The organism is Pseudomonas sp. G1002 (assembly GCF_013385455.1).
Taxonomy (GTDB): Bacteria; Pseudomonadota; Gammaproteobacteria; order Pseudomonadales; family Pseudomonadaceae; genus Aquipseudomonas.
In genome coordinates this window covers 478,912-491,756 of the sequence record NZ_JACAPY010000027.1, presented here as the reverse complement: position 1 = coordinate 491,756, position 12,845 = coordinate 478,912, and the positions used below count along the sequence as shown (strand labels likewise).

Genomic DNA, 12,845 nt, shown 5'->3' with positions numbered 1-12,845 from the left:
TTACTTAGCTCGCAGCAGGCGGCTTGGCCACCGAACACAGGCGGATCGAGTCGGCGAGGATTTCAATCGCTTTCGGACGCGGGAAGCTCGCACGCCAGGCAATCGCCACGGTGCGGAACGGTACCGGCGGCGTCAGTGGGCGCACGGCGATCACGCCGGGAGCGTAGTGATGGCTGTCGACCGCCGACAGCGGCAGGATCGAGATACCCAGTCCGGAGGCGACCATATGGCGAATGGTTTCCAGGGAGCTGGACTCCACGGTGGTGTGCTTGGCGCCGTCGTTGCCCTTGGTCAGGGTCGGGCAGGCTTCCAGCACCTGGTCGCGGAAGCAATGGCCTTCGCCCAGCAACAGCAGGCTCTTGTCGTTGAGCAGGCCCGCGTCGATGGTGTCTTTCTGCGTCCATGGGTGGGACGCTGGCATCAGCACGTAGAACGGCTCATCGTAGAGCGGCAGCGTCAGCACATCCGCCTCGTTGAACGGCAGGGCGATGATGATCGCGTCCAGCTCGCCGTTGCGCAGTTTGTCGCGCAGCACGTGGGTGAAGTTTTCTTCGATATACAGCGGCATCTGCGGCGCGACGCGGTGCAGTTGCGGAATCAAGTGCGGGAACAGGTACGGGCCGACGGTGTAGATGGCGCCGACTTTCAGCGGGGCGGTCAGCTGGTTCTTGCCGGCCTGGGCCAGCTCGCGAATGCTTTGGGCCTGTTCCAGAACCTTCTGGGCCTGGGCGACGATGCCTTCGCCGACGGGCGTCAGGCGCACGGCGCTTTTGCTGCGCTCGAAAATCAGCACACCGAGTTCGTCTTCAAGCTTCTTCACACCCACCGACAGCGTCGGCTGGCTGACGTGGCAACGCTCGGCCGCGTGGCCGAAGTGCTGCTCTTGGGCGAGGGTAACGATGTAGCGTAATTCTGTAAGAGTCATAGCGGGCGTCCATGAGGTTGCGGGCCAAGCATACCGGCTGCAATCGATAGACGCACGTTATCAGACAGCGTAGGGGCCGCGACACCGGTTAATCGGGTATCGCCGCCCCGTATTTCACTTTTGCGGGTACTTGAAGGTGAAGGTTTCGGTGAAGGGAGCCCACCATTCAGGCACGCCGGTTTCCTTGTCTACATGGTGGAAGAAGCCCTTGATCTGTGGGCTTTCATAGCGCAACACCACGGTGTAGGTGCCGGGGCCGTCCATTTTCACGTTGTTGGCGTAGTGGGCGCCGTCTTTGGCCACCATCGGCAACAGCGTGCCGATTTCCTTGTAGTCGGGCGAGCCCTCCTTGACCAGTGAGTAGCTGATGGTCAGGTAGGGCACCCACTCACCGTTGGACAGGCCGTATTTGTTGTCGGCGGTGGCGTGCACATCGGTCTCAAGGTGTACCGAGTCCTTGCTCATCACCATGCCTGGCGGCATGGGCGCCATTTCGATGCCCACCAGGTACGAGGAGGCGATCTCCATGTCATTGATCTGCACCGGTCCGCCAATCGGGTATTCGCGTGCTTGGGCGAGGGAGGAAGCGGCCACGGCGCTGACGAGCAGCAGTGCGGCGGCGAAGGGGTTGCGCAGGTGTTTCATGGTGGGGCTCCTGGGGCGGTTAATGTGATTGTGTCGGGCGTGAATGCAGTAAACGGTTACCCAGCACCAGGAGCGAGAGGGTGACGAGCCACGCCACCAATTGAACGCCCAGAGGTCGGTCGGTGTAGCCCACCAGCGCGGTCAATGCGCGGCCGGTGAGGCTGCCATCGGAGACCAGCCAGGAGGTGTCCCAGAGCTGGTAGCCCCAGGCGGGAATCAGGTCGATACCGGCGAGGATCGCGGCGGCCCGGCCAGCCATGCCGGCGGCAAGCAAGGCGATCATCCAGCCGGTAATCGAGAACAGGCGCTTGAGGCTGATGGCGACCAGGCCGCGGTACATCAGCCAGGACAGCGCGGCGCCGGCGACGATGCCGAGCACGCCGCCGGCCAGCATCGACAGTGGGTCTGTCTGGCTGGATGCGGCGATGCCATAGAGGAACAGCACGATTTCCGAGCCTTCGCGCAGCACGGCCACGGTGATGACCACGGCCAGGGCCCAGAGTGATTTTTCACCCTTGAGTACTGAATTGCCGGCGCTGCGCAGTTGGGTCGCCAGCTCGCGACCATGACTGGCCATCCATAAGTTGTGCCAGCCCAGCATGACTACGGCGACCACCAGGATGGCTGCGTTGAAAATCTCCTGGCCAAAGCCCTGCAGCGCCTGGGTAATTGCGCCGGTAAATAGTGCGAGGATGCCGGCACCGAGCACGCCGGCTGCGATTCCGCCGCCAATGAACAGCCCACGTCTTGCCAGGCCCTGGGTGGCGGCCATCACGATGCCCACCACAATCCCGGCTTCCAGCACTTCTCGAAACACGATCAACAGACAGGCCAGCATGGCTTACTCCTTGGCCGCGACGGCGGTGACCGTGCCTTTGGCCTGGTCGGGGTGGTAGTCATCGAAGAAGGTGTAGGTGCCGGGATGCAGTGGGCCGGCAAACACCGTGATGGTGTTGCCGGGGACGATGATTTTTTCGAATTTCATGTCGTAGCTTTCGAACTCGTCGACGCTTTCATCGTGGCTGGTGAGTTGAATGCGAAAGCGCTCACCGGCCGGCACCTCGAACGTCGAGGGGCTGAAGGTGTGGTTCTGAATGACCAGGGTGACCAGCTGATCCGCCTGTGCAGCGACGGGTAAAGCCAGTAGGAGGAGAGCCAGCCGGGCAAGGTTGGGCATGCCGAATGTCCGCTAATGAGAACTATTCGCGGATAATTAGCGTTGTCTTTAAGTGTTACAAGTGAAGATCGAGTTAGGTGTTGACTCGTTCAAGCCTGGTTCAGGTTGCGGTGATGCGCGGGGGAGGGAGCAACAGCCGTGGGCACCCGAGAGTGCCCACGGTGGGGGTTAGCGGCGACGTTTTTCGATGTTGTAAACGAACGGTGCAACGATCTCGATGCTCCCGCCTTTCAACATGTCGGCCGGCGGCTTGGGCAGCGGCTGGGCACGACGGATCATGTCGAGGGTGGCGCGGTCCAGGTCGGCGTTGCCGGAGCGGCCCACCAGTTCGTAGGACAGCACGTTGCCATCGGCATCCACCACGAAACGCAGGCGGTTCAGGCCTTCCTTGCCACGCGCCTGGGCGCCCGGCGGGTACTTCTTGTACTTCTGCAGGTGGCCCAGCAGGGTACTTTCCCAGGTGGCCTTGGCCGCGATCTGCTGCGGTGAAGGGCCCGGTTGTGGCTGGGCGGATTTTTCCGTAGGCGCGTTGTTCTGCGGAGTTTCGCTCGGCGGCTCTTCGGAAGGTTTTTCCTTGGGCGGATCGGGCTTCTTCTCCACAGGCTTGGGCGGCTGTGGTTTTGGCTTGGGCTTGACCGGCTTTGGCACCTGGATCGTCGGCTTAGGTGCCTCGGCCAGTTTCGGCAATGGCAGCTCTTCGACTGGCGCAGGCGGCTGTGGCGGCGTGATCACCTTCGGCGGGGCCGGAGGTGGTGGCGCCGGCATCGGTGCCAGGTCGATGACCATGGCGGCCGGAGGCAGCTGGACCATATGTGGCGCCGACCACTGGAGCGCGATGATGATCGCGACGGCGTGGACGCCCAGCACGACGGCGAGGCTGGTGCCATAACGCGTCAGTTTGTGGCGCGTCGTGATCATTTCTTGGCTGCCGTCTCAAGTCCGACCAGGCCTACCTTGAGGTAGCCGGCCGCCCGCAGGGCATCCATCACGCTCATCAGGTCGCCGTAGTCCACGCCCTTGTCGGCCTGGAAGAAGATGGTCGTGTCTTTCTTGCCCTGGGTCTTGGCGTCGAGCACCGCGCCCAGGGTGTCGGATTTGACTTCTTCTTCGCCCAGGAACAGACGCTGGTCCGCCTTCACGCTGAGGAATATCGGTTTCTCCGGCCGCGGCGCAGGTTTCGCGCTGGAAGCGGGCAGGTCGACCTTGATATCCACGGTGGCCAACGGTGCTGCCACCATGAAGATGATCAGCAGCACCAGCATCACGTCGATAAACGGCGTGACGTTGATTTCGTGGTTCTCGACGAGCTCGTCGTCGCCTTGATTCAAATGCAGGCCCATGGCCGATTACCCCACTTTCACCATGTGCGATTGCGAGCTGCGCTCGGTAGGCAGGTGATCGAGGTCACGGCTGACCAGCAACAGGACTTCTGCCGAAGCGTCCGACACCTGCGCCTTGTAGCCGGCGATCGAACGGGCGAAGACGTTGTAGATCACCACCGCAGGAATCGCGGCAACCAGGCCCAGTGCGGTTGCCAGCAGGGCTTCGGCGATGCCGGGCGCCACGACGGCGAGGTTGGTGGTCTGGGTTTTGGCGATGCCGATGAAGCTGTTCATGATGCCCCACACGGTACCGAACAGGCCGACGAAGGGCGCGGTGGAACCGATGGTGGCCAGCACGCCGGTGCCGTTGCTCATGTTGCGACCGCAGGCGGCAACCAGGCGCTCAAGACGGAAACTGACGCGTTCCTTGATGCCTTCCTTTTCACGGGTGTTGGCCGACAGGCGCATCTCTTCGAGTGCGTCGTGAACCAGCAGGTGCGCCAGGGTGCCCTTCTTCGCCGCGCTTTCGCTGGCTTCTTTCAGGGTGGTGGCTTTTTTCAGGTGGACGATTTCAGTGCGCAGGCGACGCTTGGCGCCCAGCAGTTCGAAGCCCTTGGCGATCCAGATGGTCCAGGTGATGATCGAAGCGATGGCCAGGCCGATCATCACGATCTTCACGATGATGTCAGCGTTCTGGTACATGCCCCACGGCGACAGGTCGTGGGCCATGCCCAGGCTGTTGTCTTCTTCCAGCACGACGCCGGAATCGTCAGCCGGTGCGCCTTCGGCGGCCAGGGCCGGGTCGGTCGCGGCCGGTGCAGCGGCTGGCGCAGGAGCGTTTTGCTCTGTAGCTGGCGCGCTCGCTGCAGGCGGGGCGGCCGGCGCGGTGTTGTCGGCGAACGCGGCGGTCGGTGCCAGCAGGACGCTGAACAGCACTGCAGCAATCGCACGCCAGGCGCGGGATGGGCTGTGAGGCTTGGTTGGCGAAGCGGGGGATGTATTGCGTGTCATGCTGGCCGGACCTGAGAGAAAAAATGAGTGAGCGTCCTTCCAGACCGTAACGGGTCGAGGACAAATGGGCGGTTATTATTGCAAGTAATTCTTGTTAACAGAAGTAATACAGTTACTTTATTTGTCGTTTTGCTGGCCGCTGGTCATCTGCGGGGGCTAACCTTAACCTTTAAGAACGGAGTTTTGTGATGTCTGCGCCTTCTGTGGTGATTGCCGGTTGCGGCGATGTCGGTAGCCGTCTGGCCACCCAATTGCTGGCCCAGGGCTGGGAGGTTCATGGCCTGCGGCGGGATATTTCGCGCCTTCCCAAGGGCGTTATCGGGATTGCCGGTGACCTGTTCAATGAAGACTGCCCCGATACCTGGCCGGTGGGCGGGGTGGATTACCTGGTGTATTGCGCGGCCGCCACCGATCACGACGAGGCGGGCTATCGTGCGGCATACGTGCAAGGATTGCGGCATGTGCTGGAGTGGCTGAACGACTACGGCCAGGAGCCCAGGCACCTGCTGTTTGTGTCCAGCAGCAGTGTGTATGGGCAGCAGAACGGTGAGTGGGTCGACGAAAGCTCCGAGACCAAGGCAGGCGGTTATTCCGGCCAAGTCATGCTGGAAGCCGAGCAAGTGGCGTTGGATAGCGGCATTCCCGCCAGTGTCGTGCGCCTTACCGGGATTTATGGTCCAGGTCGGGAGTGGTTGTTGAGCCAAGTGCGCCAGGGCTATCGCGTGGCGATTGATCCGCCTTTATATGGCAACCGGATTCACGCCGATGACGCGGCGGGCTTGCTCGCGTTTTTGCTGCAGCACGTGGAGCAGGGCGGTGTGCTGGATAAGTGCTACATCGGCGTTGACGATGCTCCGGCCCCGCTGGCCGAGGTGGTTGCCTGGTTGCGCGAGTACCTTGGCGTGACCGAATGGGCCGAGAACGCCAGCGTGCGACGCGCCGGTAGCAAGCAGTGCAGCAACGCCCGGGCCAAGGCGTTGGGCTGGGTGCCGCGTTATCCGAGTTATCGCGAAGGGTATACGGCGATCCTGGAGGGTTGATCGCGGCTTGAAGAAAAAGGAGCCTGAGGGCTCCTTTTTTGCGTCACTGTTTTTCCAGCAACCACTGTCGTGGCCCGGGGGTGAACGAGGGTACCTCGTCGGCCTGGGCGGTGTTGATCGCCTGGAAGATCTCCAGTTGCTTGCCCTTGCGCGCAAAGATCCACGGGTTGCCCTGGCCGTTCAACTGTAGCCAGATACTGTCGTAGCCGCCGCTCATGGAGGCGCAATCGCCCGCCAGGCACAGCGAGTACTGATCAGCGCCGGGCAAGCCGGTTACCTGGCCATTGGCCTGGAACTGTACGGTGGCGCCTTCGCCAGTGCCGCTGCTGATTTTCCAGGTGCCGCCCATGTAGGCGGCGTACAGGGTGCGTTCGAAGTTGGCACCCAGTGGCGCGCCTTCGGGGGCTGGATCCTTGGCACGGGCGAACAGTTGCTCGGGCTCGTTATCATTGGCCCCTTGCAGCAGCAGCTTGCCTTTACGCTTGAGTTCAGTGGCGGAGCTGCCGTAGAAATCGACACTCCAGGCGCCGGATTTTTCACCCAGCAATTTGCCTTCAGCTACTTCAAAACCGTTGTAGTAGCGGGCCTGGGACGCTTTGGTGTTCACCTCCCATTCGAGGTTCGGACCATAGCTCTGCAGGGCTTCACGCAAAGGGCCGCCCTTGGCTGCCGCGTCGATGGCGGCCTGGTTGATCCAGGTGCCGCTCACATCCAGGTCGGCGGGATTGCTGGCGCAGCCGCCGAGCAACAGGGCGAGCAACGAAGAGGCAACGAGCGCTTTGCGCATTACGAAATCCTTCCAAGAACCAATTCGGCGCAGCCTTCCCGTGGAAGCGCTGCGCCGGATGTTTTACTCGATGACCAGAATGGCGTCCATCTCAACCTGCGCGCCCTTTGGCAGGGCGGCAACGCCGATGGCGGCGCGGGCAGGGTACGGCTGTTCGAAGTATTTGCCCATGATCTCGTTGACCTTGGCGAAGTGGCTCAGGTCGGTGAGGAAGATGTTCAGTTTGACGATGTCCTTGAACGAACCGCCCGCAGCTTCGGCAACCGACTTCAGGTTTTCGAAGACCTGGATGGTCTGGGCTTCAAAGCCTTCAACCAGCTCCATGGTTTTTGGGTCCAGTGGAATCTGGCCGGACATGTAGACGGTATTGCCCGCCTTGATCGCCTGGGAATAAGTACCGATTGCTGCTGGTGCCTTGTCGCTGGTGATAACAGTCTTGGTCATGAATGACTCCTTGTAATGGGTGGGCTAGGCGCGCATGCGGGTGATGCGGATGACCCCGGTCAGGGCGCGCAGTTTCTTGATCACGCGGGCCAGGTGCACGCGATCGTGCACGCTGACCACCAGTTGGACCACGCTGATGCGGCCATCGCGTTCGTCCATGCTGATTTTCTCGATATTGCCGTCGGCCGCGTTCACGCTGCTGGCCAGCAGGGCGATCAGGCCGCGCTGGTGTTCCAGCTCGACTCGCAGCTCGACGTTGAATTCGCCGGTGACATCCTTTGCCCACGAAAGCTGGATGCATTTCTCGGGGTTGTGGCGGATTTCACTGATGTTGCGGCAGTTGTCCAGGTGCACCACCATGCCTTTGCCCGCAGACAAATGGCCGACAATCGGGTCGCCAGGGATCGGCGTGCAGCACTTGGCGTAGCTGAGCACCAGGCCTTCGGTGCCGCGAATCGCCAGCGGGCCTTCGGGGCTTGGCAACTGTTCGCCTTCGCCCAGCAGGCGGCGCGCGACCACATAGGCCATGCGGTTGCCCAGGCCGATGTCTTCCAGCAAGTCTTCGATCAGTTCCTGGCGGTACTCGTGCAACATCGCCTGCACGCGTTCGGCCGGGATCTTGTCCAGTGAGCTGTCGAAGCCGTTGAGCACCTTGTTCAGCAGGCGTTCGCCCAGGCTGATGGACTCGGAACGGCGTTGCAGTTTCAGGGCGTGACGGATGTGGGTGCGAGCCTTGCCGGTGACCACGAAGTTGAGCCATGCCGGGTTCGGGCGCGCGCCCGGTGCGCTGACGATCTCCACCGTGGAGCCGCTTTGCAGCGGTTCCGACAGCGGGGCCAGTCGACGATTGATCCGACAGGCTATGCAGCTGTTACCCACGTCGGTGTGCACCGCGTAGGCAAAGTCGACCGCCGTGGAGCCTTTGGGCAGCTCCATGATCCGGCCTTTGGGCGTGAACACGTAGACCTCGTCCGGGAACAGGTCGATCTTCACGCTTTCGATAAATTCCAGGGAGTTGCCGGCACGTTGCTGCATTTCCAGCACGCCCTTGACCCACTGGCGGGCGCGGGCATGGGTGCCTTTTGGCTGCTCGTCGCCGGTGGATTTGTACAGCCAATGGGCGGCGATGCCGTTGTTGGCCATCTCTTCCATTTCGCGGGTGCGGATCTGGATCTCGATCGGCACCCCGTGCATACCGAACAGCGTGGTATGCAGCGACTGGTAGCCGTTGGCCTTGGGAATCGCGATGTAATCCTTGAAGCGTCCGGGCAGGGGCTTGTACAAATTATGTACAGCACCCAGCACGCGGTAGCAGGTATCGACCTTGTCGACGATGATCCGGAACGCGTACACGTCCATGATCTCGTTGAAGGCCCGGCGCTTGCCGCGCATCTTCTTGTAGATGCCGTAGATGTGTTTCTGCCGGCCGCTGACCTCGCCCTCGATCTCATCGATCGCCAGGCAATGGCTAAGGGATTCTTCGATCTTGTTGACGATTTCCTTGCGATTGCCCCGGGCGCGTTTCACTGCCTGGTAGATGCGCGCGGAACGCATCGGGTGCATGGCCTTGAAGCCGAGGTCTTCGAACTCGATACGAATGGCGTGCATGCCCAGCCGGTTGGCGATGGGCGCGTAGATTTCCAGGGTTTCCTTGGCGATGCGCCGGCGTTTTTCACCGGACAGCACTTCCAGCGTGCGCATGTTGTGCAGCCGGTCGGCCAGCTTGACCAGGATCACCCGGATGTCCCGGGCCATGGCCATGGCCATCTTCTGGAAGTTTTCCGCCTGGGCTTCGGCCTTGGTCTCGAAGTTCATCTGGGTCAGTTTGCTGACCCCGTCGACCAGTTCGGCCACGGTTTCGCCAAATTGCGCACTGAGCGCTTCCTTGGCAATGCCGGTGTCTTCGATCACGTCATGCAGCATCGCGGCCATCAGGCTCTGATGGTCCATGTGCATGTCGGCAAGAATATTGGCCACGGCAAGAGGATGCGTGACATACGCCTCGCCACTGCGGCGGCGTTGTCCGTCGTGGGCTTGTTCGGCGTAGAAATACGCTCGGCGGACCAGGTTGACCTGGTCTGGGCCGAGGTAGGTCGATAAGCGATCGGCGAGGGCGTCTATGCTCGGCAAAGTATTAACTCCTGCCGTTGGCTGTGACCCCGCGCCGTGCTACGTCGACCAGGCATAGGCTTAGACGGCCTCGTTGGACTCGTCCTCGAACGCTGCAAACAGCGGTTCGTCTTCAACGATTTCGGCGTTGGCGATGAACTCGTAGCTCATCAGGCCTTCAGCGATTTCACGCAGGGCTACAACGGTAGGCTTGTCGTTTTCCCACTGGACCAGGGGCTCTTTGCCGCCAGTGGCCAGTTGACGGGCACGCTTGGTAGAGAGCATGACCAGCTCAAAGCGGTTATCCACGTGTTCTAGGCAGTCTTCAACGGTTACGCGGGCCATGGTATTCCTCGGAGCGAATGCAATATGCGCGCTGCCCGGTTGGGCGAGCGGACTGAACAGTTTAAAAAATCACCAGCGTTTAGGGAAGCGCTGATTTTTCGCAGGCCATCGCAAACGCGCTACAAGTGCCAATGTAAAGCCCCTGCAGCGGTTTTGGGAAGAGCCAATCAGCCGAGCAGTTCGGCCAATAATTTGCCGAAACGCTGCTGCTGACGCTTTTGCTGGAGCTGATTGGCGCGGAAAATCGCTTTCAGATCGTCCAGCGCGTGAGCGAAATCGTCGTTGATGATCAGGTAGTCGTAGTCGACGTAGTGGCTCATTTCACTGACGGCTTCACGCATGCGACCTTCGATGATCTCGTCGCTGTCCTGGCCACGATTGGTCAGGCGCTGGTGCAATGCTTCCAGCGAAGGCGGCAGGATGAAGATCGAGCGGGCTTTGGGCATCAGCTGGCGCACTTGCTCGGCGCCCTGCCAGTCGATTTCCAGGATCAGGTCGTGGCCTTCGTCCAGGGTCTGCTGCAGGTGGCTTTGGGAGGTTCCGTAGAGGTTGCCGAAGACCTCGGCGCGCTCCAGGAAATCACCGTGCTCGATCATCTTGACGAACTCGGTGCGCTCGACGAAGTGGTAGTGCACGCCGTTCACTTCACCCGGGCGCATGGTGCGGGTGGTGTGGGACACCGAGATGCGGATCTGCTCGTCAGCGTCGGTCAGGGCCTTGACCAGGCTGCTTTTGCCCGCGCCCGATGGGGCGGAAATGATGTACAGGGTGCCGGTGCTGTGGGTCATGTCAGGGTGCCTTACTCGATATTCTGTACTTGTTCGCGCATTTGCTCGATCAACACTTTGAGGTTGACCGCCGCCTGGGTGCTGCGCGGATCAAAGGCTTTGGAGCCCAGTGTATTGGCTTCGCGGTTGAGTTCCTGCATCAGGAAGTCCAGGCGCCGACCGGCGGCACCGGCGGACTTGAGCACGCGGCGCACTTCCAGAATGTGGGTGCTCAGGCGGTCGAGCTCTTCGGCAACGTCGCTCTTTTGTGCCAGCAGGACCATCTCCTGCTCCAGGCGCACCGGATCCAGTTCGGCCTGCATGTCGGCGAAGCGGTCCAGGACCTTCTGGCGCTGGGTGGCAAGCATCTGCGGCACCAGTTCGCGCAGGGTCACCACGTCTTCTTCAATGGAGGTCAGGCGGTCGCTGATCAGGCGGGCCAGTTCGGCCCCTTCACGCTCGCGGCCGGCCTTGAGTTCTTTCAAGCCCTGGTTGAACAGGGCCAGCGCCTCGGCGTTCAACGCCTGTGGGTCAGTGGCGTCGGCCACCAGCACGCCGGGCCAGGCCAGGACTTCCAGCGGGTTGATGGCGGCAGGCTGCTTGATCAGGCCGGCGATGGTTTCGGCGGCGGCGACCAATTGCGCGGCGCGTTCGCGATCCACCTGCAACGGCTTGCCGGTGGTTTCCTCGGTAAAGCGCAGGGTGCATTCCAGCTTGCCGCGGGAAATGCCCTGGCGCAGTGCCTCACGAACCGCGCCTTCGAGGTCGCGAAACGATTCCGGCAGGCGCAGGTGCGGCTCCAGGTAGCGGCTGTTGACCGAGCGCAATTCCCAGCTCAGGGTGCCTTGGACGCCGGCTTTTTCGACGCGGGCGAAGGCGGTCATGCTGTGCACCATGGAGGTACCTCGCGATGCAGTCCCGCAAACAGGCGGGCTGATGGGTAGATTGAAGCCGACAGGCTGCGAAGGCGCAGGATTGTAGCTCAAGGGGACGGGTGGCCCCAAACAGTGGCTTCGGTGCCCGGGTTTGTAACAGGATTTTTTAGCCGTGCCGATCAGGGCTGGCGGCTCTATAATGCTCGGCAGTTTTTCGTCCTCCGTACAGGTATCCCCTATGAAACGTCCAAGTGGTCGCGCTGCCGATCAGCTCCGCTCGATCCGCATCACCCGCAACTACACCAAACACGCCGAGGGATCTGTACTGGTCGAGTTTGGCGATACCAAGGTTATCTGCACCGTCAGCGTCGAAAACGGCGTGCCGCGTTTCCTCAAGGGCCAGGGCCAGGGTTGGTTGACCGCCGAATACGGCATGCTGCCGCGCGCCACCGGCGAGCGTAACCAGCGTGAAGCCAGCCGTGGCAAGCAAGGCGGCCGCACCCTGGAAATCCAGCGCCTGATCGGTCGCTCCCTGCGTGCAGCCCTGGACATGTCCAAGCTGGGCGACGTGACCCTGTACGTCGACTGCGACGTGATCCAGGCCGACGGTGGTACCCGTACTGCCTCCATCACCGGGGCCATGGTTGCCCTCGTCGACGCGCTCAAGGTCATCAAGAAACGTGGCGGCCTGAAAGGCGGCGATCCGCTCAAGCAGATGATCGCGGCTGTATCGGTCGGCATGTATCAGGGCGAGCCGGTGCTGGATCTGGACTATCTTGAAGATTCGGCTGCCGAGACCGACCTGAACGTGGTGATGACCAGCACCGGTGGTTTCATTGAAGTGCAGGGCACCGCCGAAGGCGCGCCATTCCAGCCGGCGGACCTGAATGCCATGCTGGCCCTGGCCCAGAAGGGCATGACCGAAATCTTCGAACTGCAGAACGCCGCATTGGCCGACTGATTCAATCCCAAGGAGCGACGCCATGAGTGACAGCCAACTTCCACTGCCGACACCGTCCAAGGAAGTTCGCCAGTGGGCGATGCTCTGTCATTTTGCGGCGTTCTTCGGGCTGATGTTCCCGTTCGGCAGCCTGCTGGGGCCCTTGATTCTTTGGCAGGTGAAGAAGGATGCAGACCCGTTCATTGATGACCAGGGCAAGGAAGCGCTGAATTTCCAGATCACCGTGGGCATTGCCTGGGCGGTCTGCTTCCTGCTGGGTTTTATCGTGATCGGCTTCGTGTTGATGACCGTGCTGGTGATCGGCGCGGTGGTGATGACGATCATTGCGGGCATCAAGGCCAACAAGGGCGTGGCTTATCGTTATCCGTGGACATTGCGGTTGATCAAATAACCACCGCCCACAAAAAAACCGACAGTGATGTCGGTTTTTTTGTGCC

Annotated in this window: 16 protein-coding genes; 3 read left to right on the top strand and 13 right to left on the bottom strand. The window is 61.4% G+C overall.

The features are described from left to right. Positions 1-4 precede the first annotated feature (4 nt). The 7 genes from HX801_RS16570 to exbB form a co-directional block, all read right to left on the bottom strand. Entirely contained in the window at positions 5-925 is a 921-nt protein-coding gene (locus HX801_RS16570; protein ID WP_003213305.1) for a hydrogen peroxide-inducible genes activator, read from the bottom strand. Positions 926-1,039: 114 nt separating this feature from the next. Beyond that, positions 1,040-1,570, bottom strand: a complete 531-nt coding sequence (locus HX801_RS16565; protein ID WP_087693714.1) for an iron transporter — start codon at positions 1,568-1,570, stop codon at positions 1,040-1,042. 19 nt (positions 1,571-1,589) lie between these two features. Beyond that, positions 1,590-2,408, bottom strand: coding sequence for an FTR1 family protein (locus HX801_RS16560; protein ID WP_008439439.1), 819 nt, complete (start codon positions 2,406-2,408; stop codon positions 1,590-1,592). 3 nt (positions 2,409-2,411) lie between these two features. Continuing rightward, complete coding sequence (locus HX801_RS16555; protein ID WP_003213299.1) at positions 2,412-2,747, bottom strand: cupredoxin domain-containing protein; 336 nt, start codon at positions 2,745-2,747, stop codon at positions 2,412-2,414. Positions 2,748-2,915: 168 nt separating this feature from the next. Next, positions 2,916-3,665, bottom strand: a complete 750-nt coding sequence (locus tag HX801_RS16550) for an energy transducer TonB (protein ID WP_003213297.1) — start codon at positions 3,663-3,665, stop codon at positions 2,916-2,918. Next, entirely contained in the window at positions 3,662-4,087 is a 426-nt protein-coding gene (gene exbD, locus HX801_RS16545; RefSeq protein WP_003213296.1) for a TonB system transport protein ExbD, read from the bottom strand. Before exbD ends, HX801_RS16550 begins: the two co-directional genes overlap by 4 nt. A gap of 6 nt (positions 4,088-4,093) precedes the next feature. Beyond that, positions 4,094-5,080 carry a tonB-system energizer ExbB gene (gene exbB / locus HX801_RS16540; RefSeq protein WP_177022385.1) on the bottom strand — a complete coding sequence of 329 codons (987 nt, stop codon included), beginning with the start codon at positions 5,078-5,080 and terminating at the stop codon, positions 4,094-4,096. Positions 5,081-5,268: 188 nt separating this feature from the next. Between exbB and HX801_RS16535 the strand changes: the two genes are divergently transcribed. Next, entirely contained in the window at positions 5,269-6,120 is an 852-nt protein-coding gene (locus HX801_RS16535; RefSeq protein ID WP_177022384.1) for an SDR family oxidoreductase, read from the top strand. Positions 6,121-6,163: 43 nt separating this feature from the next. Here the strand turns inward: HX801_RS16535 and HX801_RS16530 are convergent, their stop codons facing one another. The 6 genes from HX801_RS16530 to HX801_RS16505 form a co-directional block, all read right to left on the bottom strand. Then, positions 6,164-6,907 (bottom strand): hypothetical protein, encoded by a 744-nt coding sequence (locus HX801_RS16530; RefSeq protein ID WP_003213290.1) that lies wholly within the window; start codon positions 6,905-6,907, stop codon positions 6,164-6,166. A gap of 63 nt (positions 6,908-6,970) precedes the next feature. Then, positions 6,971-7,351 (bottom strand): RidA family protein, encoded by a 381-nt coding sequence (locus HX801_RS16525; protein ID WP_003213288.1) that lies wholly within the window; start codon positions 7,349-7,351, stop codon positions 6,971-6,973. Between the two features lie 24 nt (positions 7,352-7,375). After that, a complete protein-coding gene (gene spoT, locus HX801_RS16520) occupies positions 7,376-9,481 on the bottom strand; it encodes a bifunctional GTP diphosphokinase/guanosine-3',5'-bis pyrophosphate 3'-pyrophosphohydrolase (RefSeq protein WP_008439435.1) in 2,106 nt (701 codons plus the stop codon). 60 nt (positions 9,482-9,541) lie between these two features. Continuing rightward, positions 9,542-9,805, bottom strand: a complete 264-nt coding sequence (rpoZ, locus tag HX801_RS16515; RefSeq protein ID WP_003176920.1) for a DNA-directed RNA polymerase subunit omega — start codon at positions 9,803-9,805, stop codon at positions 9,542-9,544. Between the two features lie 167 nt (positions 9,806-9,972). Continuing rightward, positions 9,973-10,593, bottom strand: a complete 621-nt coding sequence (gene gmk / locus HX801_RS16510; protein ID WP_177022383.1) for a guanylate kinase — start codon at positions 10,591-10,593, stop codon at positions 9,973-9,975. A gap of 11 nt (positions 10,594-10,604) precedes the next feature. Continuing rightward, positions 10,605-11,468 (bottom strand): YicC/YloC family endoribonuclease, encoded by an 864-nt coding sequence (locus HX801_RS16505; RefSeq protein WP_008439430.1) that lies wholly within the window; start codon positions 11,466-11,468, stop codon positions 10,605-10,607. A gap of 217 nt (positions 11,469-11,685) precedes the next feature. Between HX801_RS16505 and rph the strand changes: the two genes are divergently transcribed. Next, positions 11,686-12,408 carry a ribonuclease PH gene (rph, locus tag HX801_RS16500; RefSeq protein WP_003213280.1) on the top strand — a complete coding sequence of 241 codons (723 nt, stop codon included), beginning with the start codon at positions 11,686-11,688 and terminating at the stop codon, positions 12,406-12,408. Between the two features lie 22 nt (positions 12,409-12,430). Next, positions 12,431-12,799 carry a DUF4870 domain-containing protein gene (locus HX801_RS16495; RefSeq protein WP_003213278.1) on the top strand — a complete coding sequence of 123 codons (369 nt, stop codon included), beginning with the start codon at positions 12,431-12,433 and terminating at the stop codon, positions 12,797-12,799. Positions 12,800-12,845: the final 46 nt, after the last annotated feature.

Bases quoted from the DNA above. Each gene is read 5' to 3' on its own strand.
- HX801_RS16570 (WP_003213305.1), bottom strand. From the start codon at position 925: ATGACTCTTACAGAATTACGCTACATCGTTACCCTCGCCCAAGAGCAG.
- HX801_RS16565 (WP_087693714.1), bottom strand. From the start codon at position 1,570: ATGAAACACCTGCGCAACCCCTTCGCCGCCGCACTGCTGCTCGTCAGC.
- HX801_RS16560 (WP_008439439.1), bottom strand. From the start codon at position 2,408: ATGCTGGCCTGTCTGTTGATCGTGTTTCGAGAAGTGCTGGAAGCCGGG.
- HX801_RS16555 (WP_003213299.1), bottom strand. From the start codon at position 2,747: ATGCCCAACCTTGCCCGGCTGGCTCTCCTCCTACTGGCTTTACCCGTC.
- HX801_RS16550 (WP_003213297.1), bottom strand. From the start codon at position 3,665: ATGATCACGACGCGCCACAAACTGACGCGTTATGGCACCAGCCTCGCC.
- exbD (WP_003213296.1), bottom strand. From the start codon at position 4,087: ATGGGCCTGCATTTGAATCAAGGCGACGACGAGCTCGTCGAGAACCAC.
- exbB (WP_177022385.1), bottom strand. From the start codon at position 5,080: ATGACACGCAATACATCCCCCGCTTCGCCAACCAAGCCTCACAGCCCA.
- HX801_RS16535 (WP_177022384.1), top strand. From the start codon at position 5,269: ATGTCTGCGCCTTCTGTGGTGATTGCCGGTTGCGGCGATGTCGGTAGC.
- HX801_RS16530 (WP_003213290.1), bottom strand. From the start codon at position 6,907: ATGCGCAAAGCGCTCGTTGCCTCTTCGTTGCTCGCCCTGTTGCTCGGC.
- HX801_RS16525 (WP_003213288.1), bottom strand. From the start codon at position 7,351: ATGACCAAGACTGTTATCACCAGCGACAAGGCACCAGCAGCAATCGGT.
- rpoZ (WP_003176920.1), bottom strand. From the start codon at position 9,805: ATGGCCCGCGTAACCGTTGAAGACTGCCTAGAACACGTGGATAACCGC.
- gmk (WP_177022383.1), bottom strand. From the start codon at position 10,593: ATGACCCACAGCACCGGCACCCTGTACATCATTTCCGCCCCATCGGGC.
- HX801_RS16505 (WP_008439430.1), bottom strand. From the start codon at position 11,468: ATGGTGCACAGCATGACCGCCTTCGCCCGCGTCGAAAAAGCCGGCGTC.
- rph (WP_003213280.1), top strand. From the start codon at position 11,686: ATGAAACGTCCAAGTGGTCGCGCTGCCGATCAGCTCCGCTCGATCCGC.
- HX801_RS16495 (WP_003213278.1), top strand. From the start codon at position 12,431: ATGAGTGACAGCCAACTTCCACTGCCGACACCGTCCAAGGAAGTTCGC.